Origin of the sequence: Pseudomonas sp. Tri1 (genome assembly GCF_017968885.1) — a bacterium.
Classification (GTDB): domain Bacteria; phylum Pseudomonadota; class Gammaproteobacteria; order Pseudomonadales; family Pseudomonadaceae; genus Aquipseudomonas.
This window is the reverse complement of sequence record NZ_CP072913.1, coordinates 3,209,811-3,230,924: the sequence shown is the minus strand read 5'-3', so window position 1 is coordinate 3,230,924 and position 21,114 is coordinate 3,209,811. Positions and strand designations below refer to the sequence as shown.

The window sequence follows — 21,114 nt, the reverse complement described above, 5'->3', positions numbered from 1 at the left end:
GGTGGTTCGAACACATTGGCCTGTAGGACGGATGTTTCCCGGCGCCGAGCACACGTAGAATGGCGCCCCCTTTTAAATGCCTGAAGTATTGATCATGAGCCCGATCACACGCGTTTTGCATGTACCCACCAAGGCGCTCCGCGGGCTTTGTCTGTTGTTACCGCTGCTGGTTGTCCATAACGCGTGCGGCGAACCCCCGACGATTGAACTGCACATCCTGGATGCTCCCCCGCTGACCTTTGTCAACGACCCCCGAGGCTACGGAGTCGTGGGCGATGTCGCCGTGGCGGCCATGACCAAAGCCGGATATGCCATGAAAATCCATGTGCTGCCTTGGGCCAGGTCGCAGAAACACGTGAGCGAGGAGCATGACCACTTGATCACGCCCCTTTCACGCATACCGGAACGTGAAGACCGCTTCACCTGGATCGCCTCGATCATGCCCATGGAGCGAGCCTTTTTCAGCCTCGAGCGCAAAGTGAACAGTTTCGCGCAAGCAAAAGAAACCTACCGCAAGATTGGGGTCGGCCTGGGCAGTGCGCAGGAACAGATTCTGCGCAGCGAAGGGTTCAGCGATGAGCAGATCTATCCGCTGGCCATTGGCGACAACCCCGCGCAAATGTTATTGATGGGACGCATCGACGCTTGGTTCAACGGCGTCCCAGAGAGTCGGTACATCTGGCCGAAGGTGTCCAAGCGCAAGCTGCTCATGAGCCAGGTCGGTAGCCATGCCGATCTCTACCTGGCCTGCTCCAAGCAATGCTCGCCCAAAATGGTGGAGGACTTGCGCGATGCCGTTGACGCGCTTCGCAAAGATGGTTCAATCAAGCGCATCCATGATGTCTACTTGCCGGAATAGCTTTTCCTGGGATGCCCACTGACCATCAACTATATTGATAGCACCCTAACAAAAGCCCCGTACTAGAGGGCTTGTCGATGGCTTATATCATTCCGAATGATAGTTACCTTTGTTTCATTCGATTCGTTCCTCTGCCCGCGCCCACGCATCATCCGCCCATTCTCAATACATTGGCGGATGCTATCCATGGAACATTCACTTTCAAAACTGCGTTTTCCCCTCGCACTGCTGGCGGTGCTGGTGATGAGCGCCTGCGGCAAGACTCCCGACACGGCAGCCTCGATGCCGCCGGCCAAAGTCAGTGTGGCCAAGGTGTTGGAACAACCGGTCAACGAATGGGATGAATTCACCGGACGCCTCGAAGCTCCGGAAACGGTCGAGATTCGCCCGCGCGTTTCCGGACAGATCGACGAAGTAGCCTTCACCGAAGGCGCGCTGGTCAAAAAAGGCGACCTGCTGTTCCAGATCGACCCACGCCCGTTCCAAGCTGAGGTCCGTCGCCTCGAAGCCCAGCTGGCCCAGGCCCGCGCTACGGCTACCCGTAGCGAGAATGAAGCCCAGCGTGGCGAACGCCTGCGCTTGAGCAATGCCATCTCCGCCGAGCTGGCCGACTCGCGCACCAGTGCAGCCCAGGAAGCCCGAGCCGCCGCGGCGGCCATCCAAGCGCAACTGGACCTGGCCAAGCTGAACCTGAGCTTCACCCGCGTCACCTCGCCCATCAGTGGTCGCGTCAGCCGGGCGGACATCACCGCTGGTAACCTGGTGACCGCCGATGTCACGCCGCTGACCAGCGTAGTCTCCACCGACAAGGTCTACGCCTACTTCGACGCCGACGAACGCGTCTTCCTCAAGTACACCCAACTCGCCCGCCAGGGCCAACGCGGCCAGGCCACGCCGGTGTACATGGGCCTGTCCAACGAAGACGGCAACCCGCACCAGGGCCAGATGAACTTCGTCGACAACCAGGTCAACCCGCAGACCGGCACCATCCGTGGTCGCGCTGTATTCGATAACAAAGACGGCGCCTACACCCCAGGCCTGTATGCCCGACTGAAGTTGGTGGGCAGCGGCACTTATTCCGCCGTGCTGATCAACGACGAAGCCGTGGGCACCGACCTGGGCAAGAAATTCGTGCTGGTGATGGACGCAGACAACAAGCCGGCCTACCGCGCCGTCGAGCTGGGGCCGAAGATCGAAGGCCTGCGCATCGTGCGCAGCGGCCTGAGCAAGGACGACACCATCATCGTCAAGGGGCTGCAACGGGCTCGCCCCGGTTCGCCAGTCACACCTGAAACCGTGCCGATGGCCAGCGAAGAAACCATCGCCGCCCTGGCACAACAACGAAAAGCGCTCGAAGCCAGCAACCTGTCCCAAGTCGCGCCGTCCAAGGCCGCGTCCGGATCGGCAGGCAAGCTGGCCGCTGCCACCCCACGCGGTTAAGGGACTGAATCCAAGATGAAATTTTCCCAGTTCTTCATTTCGCGGCCGATCTTCGCAGCGGTGCTTTCGCTGCTGATCCTGATCGCCGGCGCCATCTCGCTGTTCCAGCTGCCGATCAGCGAGTACCCGGAAGTCGTGCCGCCGACCGTGGTCGTGCGCGCCAACTTCCCGGGCGCCAACCCCAAGGTCATCGGCGAAACCGTGGCCGCGCCCCTGGAACAAGCCATCACCGGCGTGGAGAACATGCTGTACATGTCCTCGCAGTCCACCGCCGACGGCAAGATCACCCTGACCATCACCTTCGCCCTGGGTACCGACCTGGACAACGCCCAGGTGCAGGTGCAAAACCGCGTCACTCGCACCGAGCCCAAGCTGCCGGAAGAAGTGACACGAATCGGTATTACAGTGGACAAGGCTTCGCCCGACCTGACCATGGTCGTGCACTTGACCTCGCCGGACAAACGCTACGACATGCTTTACCTGTCCAACTACGCCCTGCTCAACATCAAGGATGAGCTGGCGCGCCTGGGCGGCGTGGGTGATGTACAGCTGTTCGGTATGGGCGACTACTCTCTGCGGGTCTGGCTCGATCCGAACAAGACCGCTTCGCGCAACCTGACCGCCACCGACGTGGTCACGGCGATCCGCGAGCAGAACCGTCAGGTCGCCGCCGGTGCCCTGGGTGCGCCGCCAGCACCGAATGCCCAGGCGTTCCAGCTCTCGATCAACACCCAGGGTCGCCTGGTCAGTGAAGAAGAGTTCGAGAACATCATCATTCGTTCCGGTGCCAACGGTGAGATCACTCGCCTGAAGGACATCGCCCGGGTGGAGTTGGGCTCCAGCCAATATGCCCTGCGCTCATTGCTGGACAACCAGCCGGCGGTGGCGATCCCGATCTTCCAGCGTCCTGGCTCCAACGCCATCCAGATCTCCAATGACGTTCGCGCCAAGATGGAGGAGTTGAAGAAAGGCTTCCCGGCAGGGATGGACTACAGCATTGTCTATGACCCGACGATCTTCGTGCGCGGCTCCATCGAGGCAGTGGTCCACACCCTGTTCGAAGCACTGATTCTCGTGGTGTTGGTGGTGATCCTGTTCCTGCAGACCTGGCGTGCCTCGATCATTCCGCTGGTGGCCGTGCCGGTGTCGTTGATCGGTACGTTCGCCGTGATGCACCTGTTCGGCTTCTCCCTCAACGCCCTCTCGCTGTTCGGCCTGGTGCTGGCCATCGGTATCGTGGTGGACGACGCCATCGTGGTGGTGGAGAACGTCGAGCGAAACATCGGCCTCGGACTTACCCCCGTAGAGGCGACCAAGCGCGCCATGGGTGAAGTGACCGGTCCGATCATCGCCACGGCACTGGTGCTGTGCGCGGTGTTCATTCCGGCGGCGTTCATCAGTGGCTTGACCGGGCAGTTCTACAAACAGTTCGCCTTGACCATTGCCATCTCGACGGTGATCTCGGCGCTCAACTCCCTGACCCTGTCGCCAGCCCTGGCTGCCGTATTGCTCAAGAGCCATGACGCGCCCAAGGACCGTTTCTCGCGGTTCCTGGACAAGCTCTTCGGTGGCTGGTTGTTCCGTCCGTTCAACCGCTTCTTCGACCGCGCCAGCCACGGTTATGTAGGCACCGTCGGCCGCGTGATCCGCAGCAGCGGCATCGCCCTGGTGCTCTACGCGGGCCTGATGGTGTTGACGTTTTTCGGCTTCTCCAACACCCCGACCGGTTTCGTACCCGGCCAGGACAAGCAATACCTGGTGGCCTTCGCGCAACTGCCGGACGCAGCGAGCCTGGACCGCACCGAAGATGTGATCAAGCGCATGTCCGACCTGGCCCTCAAGCAACCGGGCGTCGAAAGCGCGGTGGCCTTCCCAGGCCTGTCGATCAACGGCTTCACCAACAGCCCGAACGCCGGCATCGTGTTCGTGACCCTCAAGCCCTTTGACGAGCGCAAGGACCCGAGCCAATCGGCCGGCGCTATCGCCGGAGCCTTGAACGGCCAGTACTCGCAGATCCAGGAAGCCTACATGGCGATCTTCCCACCGCCGCCGGTACAGGGCCTGGGCACCATCGGTGGTTTCCGCCTGCAAATCGAAGACCGGGGCAACCTGGGCTACGACGAACTGTACAAAGAAACCATGAACATCATCACCAAGAGCCGCAGCGTGCCGGAACTGGCCGGGTTGTTCACCAGCTACACCGTGAACGTGCCCCAGGTCGATGCCGCCATCGACCGTGAAAAAGCCAAGACCCACGGCGTGGCTGTCAGCGACATCTTCGACACCCTGCAAATCTATCTGGGTTCGCTGTATGCCAACGACTTCAACCGCTTCGGCCGCACCTATCAGGTCAACGTCCAGGCCGAGCAACAGTTCCGCCTCGAATCGGACCAGATCGGCCAGCTCAAGGTGCGCAACAACCGCGGTGAAATGATCCCGCTGGCGACCTTCATCAAGGTCAGCGACACCTCGGGGCCGGACCGCGTGATGCATTACAACGGTTTCATCACCGCTGAAATCAACGGTGCCGCCGCGCCAGGCTACAGCTCCGGCCAGGCTGAAAAAGCCATCGAGAAACTGCTCAAGGACGAACTGCCCAACGGCATGACCTACGAGTGGACCGACCTGACGTACCAGCAGATCCTCTCGGGTAACACCGCGCTGTTCGTGTTCCCGCTCTGCGTGCTGTTGGCGTTCCTGGTACTTGCTGCTCAGTACGAAAGCTGGAGCCTGCCGTTGGCAGTGATCCTGATCGTACCGATGACCCTGTTGTCGGCGATTACCGGGGTGATTCTGTCCGGCGGTGACAACAACATCTTTACCCAGATCGGCTTGATCGTACTGGTGGGGCTTGCCTGTAAGAACGCGATTCTGATCGTCGAATTCGCCAAGGATAAACAGCTCGAGGGCATGAACCCGCTGGCTGCGGTGCTGGAGGCGTGCCGTCTGCGTCTGCGTCCGATCCTGATGACCTCCTTCGCCTTCATCATGGGTGTGGTGCCACTGGTGTTCTCCAGCGGCGCCGGTGCCGAAATGCGCCATGCCATGGGTGTGGCGGTGTTCTCCGGGATGCTCGGGGTGACCTTCTTCGGCCTGCTGCTCACGCCAGTGTTCTATGTACTGATTCGCAACTTCGTCGAGCGCAGCGAGGCCCGCAAGGCGGCCCGGGCTTTGAAACTGGAGGCGCAACAATGAGTTTGAAAGCGTTCATGCCGAGCTTGCTGGTGTTGGCACTGAGTGCCTGCGCCGTGGGCCCGGACTACAAGGCACCGCAAACTGAGGCGGCGAATATCACCACCGCCACCGACGGTGCCGCCGGGCAGAAGAATTTCGACCGGGCCCGTTTCGAAGGTATCTGGTGGCAGCAATTCGACGACCCGACGCTCAACGCGCTGGTGACCCGCTCCCTGGAAGGCAACCGCGAGTTGCGCGTGGCCTTCGCCCGTCTGCGGGCGGCCCGAGCCATTCGCGATGACGCCAGCAATGACGTCATGCCAACCATCACCAGCCGCGCCAGCAGCGACCTGGGCAAAGGCCAGATTCCAGGACAGACCACCGACCGGGTCAACAGCGAGCGCTACGACCTGGGCCTGGACATGGCCTGGGAGCTGGACCTGTTCGGGCGCATCCGGCGTAACCTGGAAGCCACCGATGCCGATCAGCAGGCCGTCGAAGCCGACCTCTATCAGTTGCAGGTGACGATGATCGCCGAACTGGTGGACGCCTACGGTCAATTGCGCGGCGCCCAACTGCGGGAAAAAATCGCCCTGGCGAACCTGAAGAACCAGCAGGACTCGCGCAAGATCACCGAAAGCCTGCGCGATGCCGGCGTCGGCGATCAGCTTGACGTGGTCCGCGCCGATGCACGCTTGGCCTCGGTAGAAGCCAGCGTGCCGCAACTGCAAGCCGAACAGGTGCGTCAACGCAATCGCATCGCCACATTGCTGGGTGAGCGCCCGGACAAACTGAGCGTGGACCTGAGCCCCAAACAGTTGCCGGCCATTGCCAAGGCTTTGCCCATTGGCGACCCGGGTGAGCTGCTGCAACGTCGCCCGGACATTCTCAGTGCCGAACGCCAGCTCGCTGCCGCCACGGCACGCATCGGCGTGGCCAAGGCCGACCTCTTCCCACGGGTCAGCCTCAGCGGGTTCCTGGGTTTTACTGCCGGGCGCGGCTCGCAGATCGGCTCCTCGGCGGCCAACGCCTGGGCGCTGGGTCCGAGCATTACCTGGGCGGCTTTCGACCTGGGTAGCGTGCGGGCTCGCTTGCGCGGGGCCGACGCCGAGGCTGATGGCGCCCTGGCGACCTACGAACAGCAAGTGCTGCTGGCCCTGGAGGAATCGGAAAACGCTTTCAGTGACTACGGCAAGCGCCAGCAACGGCTGATCTCGCTGATTCGTCAGAGTGAATCAAGCCGCGCCGCCGCTGACCTGGCCGAGATTCGCTACCGCGAAGGCACCGTGGATTTCCTGGTATTGCTCGACGCCCAGCGTGAACGCCTGGCTGCCGAAGACACCCAGGCCCAGGCCGAAGTAGACCTGTACCGTGGCATCGTCGCGATCTACAAGGCCTTGGGCGGTGGCTGGAAACCGGAAACTGTCGCCAGCAACTGATCCCCTGCTCAACCGAGCTCCTTTGGTTGGCCGCAACCAACCAATTCTTTGCCCCGCTTCCAGTCAGGATGCGGGGCTTTTTTTGGTTACGGGCACCCTGAGCATGAAGGTGCCCATCCTCACACCGCCGCCTACGCCTGCTGCAGATGGCTGGAGCGAAAATCCTTGGGTGAAAGTTCGAACTGCTTTTTGAACGAGCGGCTGAAGTGAGCCGAATCGGTGAAACCCCACTTATAGGCGATCGAGGTAATGGACTCGTCCCGCAGGAACGGGTTGCGCAAATCATCGGCGCTGCGCTTGAGTCGGGCCCGCTGGATGTAGCGGCAAACGCTGTCATCCTGCTCTTCGAACAAACGGTACAGGTGCCGCACCGAAATGTTCACCCGATTGGCCAGGCCCACCGGGCTCAAGCCCGGTTGGGTCAGGGACTCGTCGATAATCTTCTGCACGTAGCTACGCAACTGGTTGCCTTGCAATACCGAACCATCGTCGCGCGCGTCCGAGCCCCGTTCCAGGGCCGAACCCAACAGCGAAACGAAGGCACTCTGCAACGCCTCGCCCTCTCCTGCGGCGCCTTCGCCGTCCGGGGTGTCCTTGCACAACTGATCCATCAACACATGCAGCATCCGCCCGCAGGCCTTGCTTGAGGATACCTTGCCGAAGGTTCTGGTTTCCCCACCCAGTTGCCTGGACACATCCTGGCGAGACAGGGACAGCACGACGTGTTCGATCAACCCGAACGGACTGATTTCAAGAGCGCCCACCGAATCCATCAACAGCAGCTCACCGGGCGCCAGTTGAATGCTCAGGTCGTTCTGGGTGATCCGGGAGAAGCCACTGCGCTGGCTGACCAGGAAACAATCGCGGTCATCGTCGTGATCCGGATTGGGCGAGTGTCGCTTGATGGAACCTGCGTTGGTACGCAGGTTGGCGAGGGCAAGGCCGCCGCGGGAGAAATTGGACACCTGGCCGATAAACAGCGCGCGATTAAAGGCCAGTTCCGTATCGAAGTGACCGCAGGTCGCGCGCAGATCCCGATTCCAGGTCTCCAGCCCGTCCTGCCCAACCTGTTGCATGCTCATGGCGTTCTCCGCAGTGGCTTATTGTTTTTGTCCGGCAATAGTTAACATGTTATCTATATGCGCGCAACAAGTACCTGTTCACCCGTGCAGTAGCAGGATTGATGCCAGAGCGGAGCCAACCGATCAGAGGGTTCCCAACACCCGCTGCAAACCGCTCAAGGCCGCCAGCAAAGCTGTGCGCTGCTCGCGGCTCAGAGGAATATAACGACGAAAGGCCGGCATGCGATTCACCACTTCACTGCCGCCCATATGCTCCAACCGTACACACCACTGGCGCCCTTGCAGATCAATGCGCAGGCGTTTGAAGTCCAGCGGCATGAGGGCTTGATACAGCACCGAATCGTGCTCTATCGCCGTCCTCAATCGGCCCGCCAGCTCACCGTCACCGCCGCGCTGCCGACAAGCGATGCCGCGACGGCGAACCGCTCCGCTGTGGTGCAACTCCAAGTGTGCCGTGCCCTCTCTCGACGCGGGCACGCGCAGTACGAACTCTGTCATCACCAGGTGCATCAACAGTTGCGACTCGGTGCGCTCGACGACTTCCAGTTGCAGGTTGCCATCGTCGGTAACCACGGTCGCTGCCGCCGGGCCCGACACCTCGAAGCGCGCCAGCCCGAGGTTGCGCCGCAGCAACTCCAGGGTCACCCCGGGCCGATAACCGCTCGGGGCACGCTGGACACTGAACAGTTCAGACAGCTTTTGTCGCAGGTTCGATAAATTCGCTGACAGGTTGCCCCGGCTCATGGGAAAACTCCTTGGCCAGCACGTCTTCCACCGACGCCGGCATGAATGGGTTGACCTTCTGCACCGCCAGGGTCCAGAACAAGGCATACGCGGCGGTGCCACCAAGCATTACTGCGAAGGGAATGTAAATGTCCGCCGGGTTCATGCCCGGCGGAGTGATGAACCACATGCCGATGACAATGCCGACGCTGGACAGGATCTGCGGCAGTGGGAAAAACGGCGAGCGATAGGCTCGTGGCAAGTCCGGACGGCGAATCCGCAGGCTCACCACCGACACGGTCACCAGCAGGTAGGCAAAACTCCAGGCGCACACGGCGGCCAGCACCAGGTGCATGATGTTGTCGGTATTGCCGCCGAGCCACAGTGCGTGCAGGCAAGGAATCAGCATCGCCACCAGGATGCACAGCAACGGGGTCTTCAATCGTGGATGCAGGTAGGTGAAAACCTTGGGTAACGCGCCGTCCACCGCCATGCCATAGAGAATCCGCGGTACACCGGCCATCAGCGTATTGATAGTCGCCGCCCCGGCGAACAGAAAGCCGATCCCCAGCCACATCGGGCCTATGTTGCCCATGACCTGCTCGGCGAAGCGCGGAATCGCCATGGGCGTGTCCAGCAAATGCACGCCGCTGGTGGCGTCCAACAGCACGTTTTCCACCTGGCGCTTCATCGCTGCGCCGTAGATGAACATGCAGGTGGCAACGCTGAACAAGCCCAGCATCATGGCCCGGGGCATGGTCCTGGCCGAGCGGCGCAGGTCCGGCGCCAGGGGCGTGACGAATTCACAGCCGACGAACATGAACATCGCCATGCCCACCAACGACAGCACGGTAACCAGATCGGTGCCCACTATGGACTCACCGAACCAGCCCTGCAGCTCCACCGCCGGTGCCGCGATCAACCCCAAAACGCCGAACACCATCAGGGTCGTCCACATGCCAAACGTGAGGATGATTTCAGCCCGGCCAAAGGCGCTTACGCCGAACGCATTGAGCACGCCAAAGATCACCACGAAACCAACGCCCAACAACCAGGAACCGCCCGCCGATTCGGCCAGGGTGTTGAGGTGCTCGAAATTCACCAGGGCCATGACTCCGGCCAGGATGGTCTCGGCGGTACCGGCGAACACGTGGACAATCAAATAGGCCGACAGCGTTCCGGTGATCGCAAAGAAGCGCCCCATGCCGCAGTTGATGTAGTCATAAACCGAACCGGTGGTAGGCAGGATCGAGGCAGCCTCGGCGAACGTGGTTGCCTGGGCCATCATCATCACCAAGGCGATCAGCATCGCCACGGCAAAAGCACTGCCGCCGATGCCAAAGCCCATGGTCGCGGTGAGGATCACCGGGCTTGCCATGATCAGGCCAATGGTACTGGCCAACGCGGTGGGGAACCCCACCGTACCCCGGTTCAAGTGCTCGGTGAGCCTGTCGTTGATAGACATCGTGCTGATCCTCGAAAGCGGATTTTTAGTATGGATGCTACAGCCGTCCAGGAGCCGGCACTCAGCCTTCCCCAGCCAGTCCCTGATCGAAACGGCGTTGCGTGCAGCATTACTCTGCGCCGCCTCGCCCCGGGCGTCTTGCCCATGTCTGCCGCCGGTTTTGTTGCTGCCTGCCAGCATTCTCCCCCTGGCGGGCTGGATCAATTGCGTGGCAGGCAGATGAAAGACTTCCTGCACCCAAGCTCCCCTAATGCGCGCTCTGCTGTCCTATCACACAGGGGAAACCACCATGGAGCACACACGTAATAACGCTTTGCTGCGTAATGCTATCGGCCTGGGCATCGCCTTGCTGGTCGCCGATTCGTCGGCCCAGGCCTATGAGCTTTATGCCGACGAAGACACCACCGTTACCGGCAACTTCCTCGCGGTCTACGGGATGTTCAACAGTCGCAAGAACTATGACGGCACCACCGGCGGTTCGAGTTGGCGCGAAGGTTTTATCAAGTATGGCTTGAGTATCGACCAGACACTCAACGGCCTGGGCAGCGTCTACGGGACGGCCAACCTGGTCAGCTCCGGCACCTGGGGTGATGGCGATGCAGGGGGCTTGAGCGATGGTTCCGAACGCACCACAAAATTCGATGAAGCCTTTGCCGGCTGGCGTTCGGGGGACTTGTTCCCGATGCTGGGCAAGGACGGCGTCGACGTGTCCTATGGTCGCCAGGTGATCACCCTCGGCGATGGCTTCATCATCAACGACGACGGCTTGAACCTGGGTAAAGGTGTCGCCGATGGCGAGCTCAACCGCGGTGGTGCCTATTACCTGGCGGCCCGTCATGCCTTCGACAAGACCGCCGTGTTGCGTCTTGGTGGCAAGGAAGGCGTGCATGGCAGCCTGATGTGGATCAAATCCGACAACCGCGCCCAGGCCAATACCGAAATGGCCGCCGGCACGCTGGAATACAGCGCCGCGGCTGGCACCCTGGGGCTGACTTACATCCATGGCATCGATGTCGACGACCACTACGCCAGCGACTTCCAGAAACAGCGCGAGGGCATGAATATCTACAGCCTGCGCGGTGCCGGGAATGCCGGCATCGAAAACGCCCACTTCGCCTTCGAATACGCCTGGCAAGACAAGGACGCCGGCCCGGAAAAAGCCTGGTACACCGAAGCAGGCTACACCTTCGCCGACCTGCCCTGGACGCCCGACCTGACCTATCGCTACAGCCGCTACTCAAAAAACTGGGACTCGATGTTCAACGGCCAGAACCGTGGCTACGGTACGTGGTTCCAGGGCGAGGTGGCCGGCAACTACTCCGGGCCATTCAACAGCAACACCGCGATCCAGCACGTGGGGCTCAAGCTCAAGCCGGCGGAAACGGTGACCATTGGCGCGTTGTTCTTCGACTACAAGACCCTGCACACCCGCGAGGCGTTGAACCTCGATGGGCGTGAAATGGACCTGTATGTGGAATGGGCGCTGAACGAGCACCTGATCGTCACGCCGCTGGTGGGCTTGTACAAGCCTGAGAAGGATGCGGACAACGGCGGCAATCAGGTGGGCGGCAATGGCACCAACGTCTACAGCCAATTGGTGGTGGCGGTTCCATTCTAACGGTGTCGGGAGCTGCCCCCGCGGCAGCTCTCTCCCGATTTATTGTTTGTGCTGGTGCAACATGGTCTGGATCTGATGCGTTGCCTGGCGGGTGCTTTCCGCCAGCTTGCGCACCTCGTCGGCGACCACGGAGAAACCGCGCCCGACCTCACCGGCCCTGGCGGCCTCGATCGCCGCATTCAATGCAAGCAGATTGGTCTGGTCGGCGATGCCCTTGATCACTCCCACCACCGTGGCAATCTGGGCGTAGGTCACCTGGTTCTGCTCCAGCATGCGCTGATGGGTGGACTGGGCCGAGCGTTCATCGCTGATATCGCGTACCGCGCCGATAACCCGAGCCAGGCATCCCTGGGCATCGCGGACCGCACGACCACGTTCGCGGCACCAGATGTAATCCCGCGTCTTGTGGCGCATCCGGTATTCGAACACGTATTCGCCGCTGCCTTGGGACCCGAGGATTTCCCGATCGAAGATCGCCATGATCTTCGGCAGGTCATCCGGGTGGGTAATGCCGACTTGTGCATCCCAGCCGTCAGGCAATTCGTCTGCCCCGTAGCCCAGCAACGAGCGAAACTGACTGGAAAAGCGCATGCCGCTGGCCGGGTGCTGAAGATCGCCGTTGACCACCGTGATGTCCCAGCAGCCTTCGGTCAGCGTCGATTGCAACAGCTCCCAGATCTGCGCCTCCTGGCGCTGCTGCTGTAACTGCTGGCTGTGCTCATCCAGGCGGGCTTGCAGTAACTGTTCGCGCTCCCGGGCCTGTTCCAGTTGTTGGCGAACGGCTTCCAGCGCGTGCTCACTTTGCTGCCCCCGAAGGGTTTGTTCAGCCAGCCGTTCTTCGGCCTGGCGAAGCTGCTCGGCAGCATTGACCATCTGCCGGGCATGCTGCTCCAGACAACCCCGCAGTGGTGCATACGCCTCCAGCATCGGTGCGTCATCCGTTGCGCCGGCCAGGGTTCGCTGCACTTGTTCGATCAATGCCCGTTTCTGTTTGTTGGTCTGGAGAAACATCACCTGCCTCTTTGCCCATCGAATCGAAACCCTGATCTGAACGCAAACCCGGCGTGCTGGCTTGTACCTGGCTGCAATGGCCTTTGCCCGAGGCTGCCAGTCGAAGGCAATTGGCAGCCACAGACATACCGTGGGGCAGGCACAGTCAAGCGCCCCAGCCCACCCGGGATTAACCTCGGGCTTTCCCTTGTTCGCGATCAGGAAACCCTCATGAGCGATATTGTCCTGCTGCCTCAAGTCGAAGCCTTTCTCGGTCGACGCCACGCCCTGTTCATCGATGGCCACTCCCTCGAAAGCCAGAGCGGCCAGACGCTGGACGTCATCAATCCCGCCACCGGCCAGGTCATCGCCCAGGCCGGCGTGGCATCCAGGGGCGATATCGATGCAGCCGTGGCGTCTTCCCGGCGCGGCTTCAAACTGTGGTCCCAGGCGGCACCGGCAGTCCGTGGCCAGGTGCTGCTCAAGCTGGCGGACCTGTTGGAACAGCATCGCGAAGAGCTGGCACAGCTCGAAACCTGCCAGTCGGGGAAAATCATTCATATTTCCCGCGCCTTCGAAGTCGACCAGGCCGCCCACTTCCTGCGTTACTACGCCGGCTGGGCGACCAAGATCGGCGGCCAGACCATTACCCCGTCGCTGCCCTCCTTCGCTGGCGAACGCTACACCGCATTCACCCTGCGTGAACCGGTCGGGGTGGTGGTCGGCATCGTGCCGTGGAATTTTTCCACCATGATCGCCATCTGGAAACTCGCCTCGGCACTGGTGACCGGCTGCAGCATCATCATCAAACCCAGTGAGTTCACCCCGCTGACCATCCTGCGCATCGCCGAACTGGCGATCGAGGCCGGCCTGCCGGCGGGCGTCCTGAATGTGGTGACCGGTGGCGGCCAGGTGGGTCAAGGCTTGATCGAGCATCCGGGCACCAACAAGGTGTCGTTCACCGGTTCCGTGACCACCGGCATCGCCGTCGGCCGCGGCGCCATGGGTGCTGGGTTGACCCGCGCGACCCTGGAGCTTGGCGGCAAGAACGCAGCGGGATTCCTGGCGGATGTGGATCCCGACGTGGCAGTCAACGGCATCATCGAAGCCGGCTTCCTGCACTCGGGGCAAATCTGTGCGGCGGCTGAGCGCTTCTTTGTCCATCGCTCACAACTTGAACCGATCATGGACAAACTGGCCCAGCGCCTGAGCAAGCTCAACATCGGCTCCCCCCTGGACGAGCGCACCGAGTTCGGCCCGGTCACCAACCGCCAGCATCAACAGAAACTCGGGGCCTTCTTCGACAAGGCCCGGGCGCAAAACAACACCATCGTCCACGGCGGCAAACTGATCGACGGCCCTGGCTGCTACGTCGAGCCGACCATCATCCTCGCCAACCATCGCGACGACACCCTGCTCAACGAAGAGACCTTCGGCCCAATTGCGACGTTCTTCCCCTACGACAGCGAAGAGGAACTGCTGGAGCTGATGAACGACTCGCCCTATGGCCTGAGCGCCAGCCTGTGGACCAACGACCTGGGCAAGGCCCTGCGCATGGTTCCCGCCATCGAAGCCGGCACTGTGTGGGTAAACATGCATACCCTGCTCGATCCGGCGGTGCCCTTCGGTGGCAGCAAATCTTCAGGGATAGGCCGGGAGTTTGGCAGCGCGTTCATCGACGACTACACCGAACTGAAGTCGGTGATGATTCGATACTGACCCTCAACGCCCAGGAGCCTGCGTCCGACACATTTCCCGGGGTGCCCGTGGAATCTGTGTTCACCCCAAGATCCCCTTGTGGGGGCAGGCTTGCTCGAGAAAGCGGTGGGTCAGCTTGCAACGAAGTTGACTGGATACACGAAAAATCCGGAACTGCCAAAGCCTCCCGTCAGTCGCATGAACAGATACGTCTGATTCAGGAGCAAACGTGACTCACGATCCCGACTGGCGGGCCGTCGAATCAGTGCCATCGGACGCGCCGGCGGCGGTCCACCGGCTACAGGTCCTGACGGTCAACACCCACAAGGGTTTCACCGCCCTCAACCGTCGTTTCATCCTGCCCGAATTGCGTGAAGCGGTACGCAGCACCGGTGCCGACCTGGTGTTCCTGCAAGAAGTGCTGGGCGTACACGACCGCCACGCATCGCGCTATGACAACTGGCCGCAGACCTCGCAATACGAATTTCTCGCTGACAGTATGTGGAGCGACTTCGCCTACGGCCGCAATGCGGTGTACCCCGACGGCCATCACGGCAATGCCTTGCTGTCCAAATACCCGATCCGCCAATTCCGCAACCTCGACGTCTCCATCACTGGCCCGGAGCGACGCGGGTTGCTGCATTGTGTGTTGGACGTCCCCGGGCACGCCGAAGTCCATGGGATCTGCGTGCATCTGAGCCTGCTGGAAAGTCATCGCCAACTGCAGCTCAAACTGCTCTGCCAATTGCTCGACTCGCTGCCCGACGACGCCCCGGTGATCATCGCCGGCGATTTCAACGACTGGCAGTTGCGCGGCAATACCGCCCTGGCCCGCCGCCAATACCTGCACGAAGCCTTCGAGTACCATCACGGCCGCCCTGCCCGGACTTATCCGGCCCGCTTCCCCCTGCTGCGCCTGGACCGTATCTACCTGCGCAACGCCACCAGCCATGCCCCGAAAATCCTGGGGAGTAAACCCTGGACCCACCTGAGCGATCACCTGCCGCTTTCGGTGGAAGTGCATCTATGAGACGGGACTCGCCCCGAAAAAGTTGGCGCCATACCTGTAAGTTCTGACAGTAGCGACGTTCGTTATTCGTTGTTAGCGTGCCATTCCATACAGCGAGCGTTGCCAGGTCCTGTGTGCCTTCCGTAGTGCAACCGATGCTGAACCCGGCATACCACGGATGCCGAAGCAGAGGGATAGCACATGAACTTGCGCGAGCATGGATTCAATCGGCTGCTCAACGCCCTATGGATATCGACCCCCTTCCTGTTACCCGTCCCGTCTGCCATGGCGGCTTGCTCACTGACGCCGACGATAGGCAATGACGCCTATGTTTGCGATAGCGGCAACAGCCCCGGACTGACGGACCTCTTGGGAGATAACCGTCTGACAATGCCGGCCAATGGTAACGGTGTCATCCAGGGTGACGTCACCTTTGGTGCCGGAATCGATAAGATCCAGATCAACGCCAATGGCGTGATTCAAGGCGACGTACAACAAGGCTCCGGTATTGACGATTTCGTCATGAATGGCGGCACCATCCAGTCCCTGGCCCAAGGCGACGGCCTCGATACGTTCTTTATGAGCGGTGGCACCATTGTCGGAGCGTTCGAAGACGGCGATAACGCCACAATGACCGGCGGCACCATCGGCCGGGTCGACATGAAACTCGATGACAACTTTTTCGATATGTCCGGCGGGCAGATTCTCGGCAACCTGGTGACCGGTTTTGGCCAGGACACCATTATCCTTTCGGCAGGACGCATCGGCGGCAACGTGAGTGTCAGCGGCGGCAACGACAGTATTACCGTGAGCGGTGGCGAAATCGTCGGCCAGGTCCGTAGCAGTTTCGGCGATGATCGGTTCCAGTGGAGCGGTGGCGTCATTCGCTCGGCCATCTTGATGGGCGAAGGCAACGACACGGCGCTGCTGAGCGGCCTCGATGAAACCGCACTCGCAACCACCCCCAGCCTGGATGGCGGGTTAGGCCAAGACGTATTGAGCTTCGAAGGCACAACTTCCGGCACCGGCTCCCGCTACATCAACTGGGAAACGGTCAACCTCACCCAAGGCTCGCGCCTGGACCTCAATGACACGCTGACACTGGGTGACAGCGCCACCGCCACCGGAACACTCAACATCGAAAGCGGTAGCACGCTGACGGCGACCCAAGGCGTCATCGCCCCTTTTACTGCTGGTCAGTTGGCAACACTCAATAACGCCGGCACGGTGGACCTCGCCGCCGGCAACAGCCGCACCAACGATTCCCTCACCGTCCAGGGCAATTACGCTGGCAACAACGGCCAGTTGCGCCTGCAAACCGTACTCGGCGCGGACGACTCCGCCAGCGATAAGCTGGTGGTCAATGGAGGAACACTCACCGGCAGTACCGCCATCACGGTCACGAACCTGAACGGCGCGGGTGCGCTGACCACCCAAAACGGCATCGAGGTGGTCCGGGCCGAGGGAAGCGCGGTCAGCGACAGCGGTGCATTTTCACTGGCCCAGTCCGTCTCGGCCGGCGCGTTCGACTATCGGTTGTTCAAGGGCGGCGTGACTGGCAATGAAAACAATTGGTACCTGCGCTCAACCGTGGTGGCAGGCCCGATAGCGGCACCCAGCCCGATGTTGCCAGCTCTACCTGTCGCGGTACCCGGTGCTGCGCCGATTCCTTTGTATCGCCCGGAAGTGCCCACTTGGTCGGTGTTGCCTCCTGCAGCGGCACAACTGACGCTGATGGCCTTGGGTACGTTCCATGATCGCCAGGGTGACCAGCGCTTGCTCACGGAAACCGGAGCATTCGGCGCAGGGTGGGGCCGGGTCTATGGCAAGGATCTGGATCAGACCTGGGCCGGCACCGTGACCCCAAGCCTGGACGGGTCCATCAAGGGCTTTCAAGTAGGCAACGATCTATACAGCTCAGCGCTGTCCGCAGGCCAGACCCAACGCATCGGGTTCTTCGTCGGTCATACCGAACTCAATGGCGATGTCAAAGGGTTCAACCTGGGTTTCGAAGACCGACGCGCCGGCAAGATAGAACTCGACGGCGACAGCTTTGGGTTGTACTGGACCCTCATCGCCCCCTCCGGTGGCTACGTCGACACGGTGGTGATGGGCACGCGACTGGACGGCGACAACCGTTCCGAACGCGGGGTAAAAATCGACAATCGCGGGCACGCCTTGAGCCTTTCGGCGGAGGCTGGTTATCCCTTCGCGGTGGCCGCCATGTGGGTCCTCGAACCTCAGGTCCAGATCATCCATCAGAAAATTTCCCTGGATAGCCAGGACGACGGGATCGCCAAGGTCGAGTTCGATTCCGACAGTGCCTGGACCGGCCGCCTCGGTGCTCGCCTCAAGGGCCGCTATCAGGTCAGTGGCATGCCGGTGGAACCGTATCTGCGTGCCAACCTCTGGCACACTTTTTCCGGCACCGACGTGGTGACGTTCGACAATGCCCAAAGGATCGAGACCCAACAGCGCGCCTCCACCGGCGATCTGGGCGCTGGTGTCATCCTCAGCGTGGCCCCTACGGTCAGCGTCTACGCTGACGCCGACTACGGCCAGAACCTCGACAGCAACCAGCAACGCGGCATGTCGGGTAATTTCGGTATAAGGATCAGTTGGTAAGCGGAGCCAATAAAACAATTAATTCAATATAAAACAACATGTTGCATTCCCTGATTAAACATCGCCATTCATCGTCCATTTTCTTGACGCAATGGCTTCGGTCTTCTTGACTACAACGTACTACCCCCGGAAATACAGTCAGGGGCAGGCCTCTGGAACCCGCCGAGACGGGCCGCCAGAGGCTTGCCTCAATCCATTCGGTCGCCCCTCATTCGGGGTAGGAGAGACGCCAAAAAGCGAGAAATGCATGCGATTGCAAGGCAGGCCCCCATGAACACCCCCCTCCGTCCACAAGAGATCACCACCACCTTTTACACCGTCTCGACTTCGTTGCTGCTCCTTTCGTCCATGGAGGTGCAGGCCTGGCCTGTCGAAGAGGCGTCGCAGCCCTGGTATGGTCGAACCCCACCGGACAGCCTCAACGCGCCATTCACCAGCACTGACACCGCTTCGAATAAAAGCCCCGCCCTCTTCACTCTGCGCAACGACAGCGGGCACACCCAGCGCGTCGGCCTGATCAGTGGACAGCATCAAATCATCGCCAGCGCCACAGGCGTGCTGGTGACACCGACCCTGGCCGAACCGCAGAAAGACGCGCTCAACCTGCATGGCCCCAACCTGGGCGCCTACTGGAGCCTGACCGGGCCCGCAGGCTGGCACGTGGACCTGAGCGCCAGCGGTGGTCGGGTCAACGGTTACAGCCGCACCGAACAAGGCCAGCGCCAGGTTGCCGAGGGCAATGCCGTGACGCTGTCGGTCGAAGGCGGTTTTCCCATCGGCATCAGTATTAACTGGGTGGTCGAACCCCAGGCGCAATTGATCAATCAGCGTGTCACCCTCGATACGCCGAACACAGAGACCGGCACTCGCAATAATGAACTGAACACCTGGAGCGGTCGCGTGGGGGCGCGCCTCAAAGGCAATTACCAGGTCAACGGCCTGGGCGTGGAACCCTACGTGCGCACCAACCTGTGGCATACCGTCCAGAGCAATGACACCTTGACCCTGGATAAGGTCGACAAGATCAGCAGCAGTCGAAAATCTTCCACCGTCGAAGTGGGCCTGGGCCTGGTGGCCCGGGTCACGCCAGTGGTCAGCCTGTATGTCAGCGCCGACTACAGCAGCGATGTCGACGATAACGATCTGAACGGCATCATTACCAGCATGGGCGTGCGGATGCGCTGGTAAACACAGCACTCGGGCAGGCCGACACAACGTGCTGTCGGCCTGCCGGGCTGTTCGTTAAAATTCCCGTCACCTGCCACGCCGCTTAAAAAAAGCCTCCATTAAGGCGTATAACGCTAAAAGCGATTTACACCTGCAAGCCGCTCGCCCATGGCTCATTTCATTGATGGAGTAACGACATGACCACAGCCTCCCGTCTCGCCAACCTGTTTCCCAGCGCAGTCGACATCCCGGACGCTTACCGTCTCGAGGGTCAGATCGAACAACGTGAATACCTGGTCGATGGTGTCCTGAGAACCTGGCAGGGCCCCCTGGCCGTGGTGCGCAGCCCGGTATACCTGACCGGCGCCCATGGTGATGAACAAGTGATTCTGGGCAGTACACCGCTGCTGGATGCCGAGACCGCCCTCACCGCCCTGGATGCGGCCGTGCGAGCTTATGATCGCGGCCAGGGCTCATGGCCAACGATGCGCGTCGCCGAGCGCATCCGTCACGTGGAAACCTTCCTGGCGCGCATGCGCGAGCAACGCGAGGCCGTGGTCAAGTTGCTGATGTGGGAAATCGGCAAGAACCTCAAGGATTCCCAGAAAGAATTCGACCGCACCTGCGATTACATTGTCGACACCATCAACGCCCTCAAGGAACTGGATCGACGCTCCAGCCGCTTCGAGCTGGAACAGGACACCCTCGGGCAGATCCGGCGCGTGCCGCTGGGCGTGGCCTTGTGCATGGGGCCGTACAACTATCCGCTGAACGAAACCTTCACCACGTTGATTCCCGCCTTGATCATGGGTAACACCGTGGTGTTCAAGCCGGCCAAACTTGGCGTGCTGCTGATCCGTCCGTTGCTGGAAGCCTTTCGCGACAGCTTCCCGGCAGGAGTGATCAATGTGATCTACGGCAGCGGTCGGGAAACCGTCAGCGCGCTGATGGCCAGCGGCAAGATCGACATCTTCGCGTTCATCGGCACCAACAAGGCCGCCAGCGATCTGAAAAAACTCCATCCGCGTCCGCACCGCTTGCGTGCTGCCCTGGGGCTGGACGCGAAGAACCCGGGCCTGGTGCTGCGGGACGTCGATCTGGACAACGCCGTCAGCGAGGCGCTGACCGGCTCGCTGTCATTCAACGGCCAGCGCTGCACCGCGTTGAAAATCCTGTTTGTCCATGAAGACGTGGCGCCGGCATTCATCGAGAAATTCAACGCCAAGCTCGCCACGCTCAAACCCGGCATGCCTTGGGAAGACGGCGTGGCGCTGACGCCGCTGCCTGAAGCGGGCAAAGTCGACTACCTGCATTCGCTGGTGGCCGATGCGATCGCCAAAGGCGCCGCGGTAACCAATGCTCACGGCGGCGAGTCCCGCAGCTCGTTCTTCTATCCGGCGGTGCTCTATCCGGTGAACACTGCGATGCGCGTCTACCACGAAGAACAGTTCGGCCCGGTCGTGCCCATCGTGCCGTACCGCGACCTCAACACCGTGGTCGATTACGTGCTTGAGTCCGACTTCGGCCAGCAGCTCAGTATTTTCGGCACCAACCCCGCCGAAGTCGGCAAACTGGTGGACGTCTTCGCCAACCAGGTCGGGCGTATCAATATCAACGCCCAGTGCCAGCGAGGCCCGGACACCTTCCCGTTCAACGGCCGGAAAAACTCCGCCGAGGGCACCTTGTCCGTACACGATGCCCTGCGCACTTTTTCGATCCGCACACTGGTGGCGACCAAGTTCCAGGACAACAACAAGGCGCTGATCAGCGACATCATCCGTGAGCGAGACTCGAACTTCCTGACCACCGACTACATCTTCTGAAC

At 61.1% G+C, this 21,114-nt stretch carries 14 protein-coding genes; 10 read left to right on the top strand and 4 right to left on the bottom strand.

Features of this window, described 5'->3' with window-relative positions; genetic code table 11:
- Positions 1 to 94: 94 nt before the first annotated feature.
- The 4 genes from J9870_RS13810 (at position 95) to J9870_RS13795 (ending at position 6,912) form a co-directional block, all read left to right on the top strand.
- Positions 95 to 859: an ABC transporter substrate-binding protein gene (locus tag J9870_RS13810; RefSeq protein ID WP_210645260.1), complete on the top strand. Its 765-nt coding sequence runs from the start codon at positions 95 to 97 to the stop codon at positions 857 to 859.
- Between the two features lie 186 nt (positions 860 to 1,045).
- Entirely contained in the window at positions 1,046 to 2,299 is a 1,254-nt protein-coding gene (gene mexE, locus J9870_RS13805; protein WP_210644883.1) for a multidrug efflux RND transporter periplasmic adaptor subunit MexE, read from the top strand.
- A 15-nt stretch (positions 2,300 to 2,314) separates the two neighbouring features.
- Positions 2,315 to 5,494, top strand: a complete 3,180-nt coding sequence (locus J9870_RS13800) for an efflux RND transporter permease subunit (protein ID WP_210644881.1) — start codon at positions 2,315 to 2,317, stop codon at positions 5,492 to 5,494.
- On the top strand, positions 5,491 to 6,912 hold the full coding sequence (locus J9870_RS13795; protein ID WP_210644879.1) for a TolC family protein: 1,422 nt from the start codon (positions 5,491 to 5,493) through the stop codon (positions 6,910 to 6,912). The genes J9870_RS13800 and J9870_RS13795 overlap by 4 nt, the downstream gene beginning before the upstream one ends.
- Positions 6,913 to 7,043: 131 nt before the next feature.
- On the opposite strand, the gene feaR is transcribed toward J9870_RS13795, so the two are convergent.
- The 3 genes from feaR to J9870_RS13780 all read right to left on the bottom strand — a co-directional run bounded on the left by feaR (position 7,044) and on the right by J9870_RS13780 (position 10,182).
- Positions 7,044 to 7,994, bottom strand: coding sequence for a transcriptional regulator FeaR (feaR, locus tag J9870_RS13790; RefSeq protein ID WP_210644877.1), 951 nt, complete (start codon positions 7,992 to 7,994; stop codon positions 7,044 to 7,046).
- A 123-nt stretch (positions 7,995 to 8,117) separates the two neighbouring features.
- Positions 8,118 to 8,738 (bottom strand): DUF3156 family protein, encoded by a 621-nt coding sequence (locus tag J9870_RS13785; RefSeq protein ID WP_210644875.1) that lies wholly within the window; start codon positions 8,736 to 8,738, stop codon positions 8,118 to 8,120.
- Positions 8,683 to 10,182: an APC family permease gene (locus tag J9870_RS13780; RefSeq protein WP_210644872.1), complete on the bottom strand. Its 1,500-nt coding sequence runs from the start codon at positions 10,180 to 10,182 to the stop codon at positions 8,683 to 8,685. Before J9870_RS13780 ends, J9870_RS13785 begins: the two co-directional genes overlap by 56 nt.
- Before the next feature lie 289 nt (positions 10,183 to 10,471).
- On the opposite strand from J9870_RS13780, the gene J9870_RS13775 reads away from it, so the two are divergent.
- Positions 10,472 to 11,800, top strand: a complete 1,329-nt coding sequence (locus J9870_RS13775; protein ID WP_210644870.1) for a hypothetical protein — start codon at positions 10,472 to 10,474, stop codon at positions 11,798 to 11,800.
- 39 nt (positions 11,801 to 11,839) lie between these two features.
- Here the strand turns inward: J9870_RS13775 and J9870_RS29705 are convergent, their stop codons facing one another.
- Positions 11,840 to 12,811: a methyl-accepting chemotaxis protein gene (locus tag J9870_RS29705; RefSeq protein WP_210644868.1), complete on the bottom strand. Its 972-nt coding sequence runs from the start codon at positions 12,809 to 12,811 to the stop codon at positions 11,840 to 11,842.
- Between the two features lie 210 nt (positions 12,812 to 13,021).
- Between J9870_RS29705 and J9870_RS13765 the strand changes: the two genes are divergently transcribed.
- The 5 genes from J9870_RS13765 (at position 13,022) to J9870_RS13745 (ending at position 21,112) form a co-directional block, all read left to right on the top strand.
- Entirely contained in the window at positions 13,022 to 14,509 is a 1,488-nt protein-coding gene (locus J9870_RS13765; RefSeq protein WP_210644867.1) for an aldehyde dehydrogenase family protein, read from the top strand.
- Positions 14,510 to 14,717: 208 nt separating this feature from the next.
- Positions 14,718 to 15,518 carry an endonuclease/exonuclease/phosphatase family protein gene (locus J9870_RS13760; RefSeq protein ID WP_210644865.1) on the top strand — a complete coding sequence of 267 codons (801 nt, stop codon included), beginning with the start codon at positions 14,718 to 14,720 and terminating at the stop codon, positions 15,516 to 15,518.
- A 180-nt stretch (positions 15,519 to 15,698) separates the two neighbouring features.
- A complete protein-coding gene (locus J9870_RS13755) occupies positions 15,699 to 18,122 on the top strand; it encodes an autotransporter outer membrane beta-barrel domain-containing protein (protein ID WP_210644864.1) in 2,424 nt (807 codons plus the stop codon).
- A 270-nt stretch (positions 18,123 to 18,392) separates the two neighbouring features.
- Complete coding sequence (locus J9870_RS13750; RefSeq protein ID WP_210644862.1) at positions 18,393 to 19,310, top strand: autotransporter outer membrane beta-barrel domain-containing protein; 918 nt, start codon at positions 18,393 to 18,395, stop codon at positions 19,308 to 19,310.
- A gap of 176 nt (positions 19,311 to 19,486) precedes the next feature.
- On the top strand, positions 19,487 to 21,112 hold the full coding sequence (locus tag J9870_RS13745) for an NADP-dependent glyceraldehyde-3-phosphate dehydrogenase (RefSeq protein WP_210644860.1): 1,626 nt from the start codon (positions 19,487 to 19,489) through the stop codon (positions 21,110 to 21,112).
- The last annotated feature ends 2 nt before the right edge of the window (positions 21,113 to 21,114 follow it).

Excerpts from the sequence above, each read along its gene's own strand:
- feaR (WP_210644877.1), bottom strand. The coding sequence starts at position 7,994 with ATGAGCATGCAACAGGTTGGGCAGGACGGGCTGGAGACCTGGAATCGG.
- J9870_RS13810 (WP_210645260.1), top strand. The coding sequence starts at position 95 with ATGAGCCCGATCACACGCGTTTTGCATGTACCCACCAAGGCGCTCCGC.
- mexE (WP_210644883.1), top strand. The coding sequence starts at position 1,046 with ATGGAACATTCACTTTCAAAACTGCGTTTTCCCCTCGCACTGCTGGCG.
- J9870_RS29705 (WP_210644868.1), bottom strand. The coding sequence starts at position 12,811 with ATGTTTCTCCAGACCAACAAACAGAAACGGGCATTGATCGAACAAGTG.
- J9870_RS13785 (WP_210644875.1), bottom strand. The coding sequence starts at position 8,738 with ATGAGCCGGGGCAACCTGTCAGCGAATTTATCGAACCTGCGACAAAAG.
- J9870_RS13765 (WP_210644867.1), top strand. The coding sequence starts at position 13,022 with ATGAGCGATATTGTCCTGCTGCCTCAAGTCGAAGCCTTTCTCGGTCGA.
- J9870_RS13750 (WP_210644862.1), top strand. The coding sequence starts at position 18,393 with ATGAACACCCCCCTCCGTCCACAAGAGATCACCACCACCTTTTACACC.
- J9870_RS13800 (WP_210644881.1), top strand. The coding sequence starts at position 2,315 with ATGAAATTTTCCCAGTTCTTCATTTCGCGGCCGATCTTCGCAGCGGTG.
- J9870_RS13775 (WP_210644870.1), top strand. The coding sequence starts at position 10,472 with ATGGAGCACACACGTAATAACGCTTTGCTGCGTAATGCTATCGGCCTG.
- J9870_RS13795 (WP_210644879.1), top strand. The coding sequence starts at position 5,491 with ATGAGTTTGAAAGCGTTCATGCCGAGCTTGCTGGTGTTGGCACTGAGT.
- J9870_RS13780 (WP_210644872.1), bottom strand. The coding sequence starts at position 10,182 with ATGTCTATCAACGACAGGCTCACCGAGCACTTGAACCGGGGTACGGTG.
- J9870_RS13745 (WP_210644860.1), top strand. The coding sequence starts at position 19,487 with ATGACCACAGCCTCCCGTCTCGCCAACCTGTTTCCCAGCGCAGTCGAC.
- J9870_RS13755 (WP_210644864.1), top strand. The coding sequence starts at position 15,699 with ATGAACTTGCGCGAGCATGGATTCAATCGGCTGCTCAACGCCCTATGG.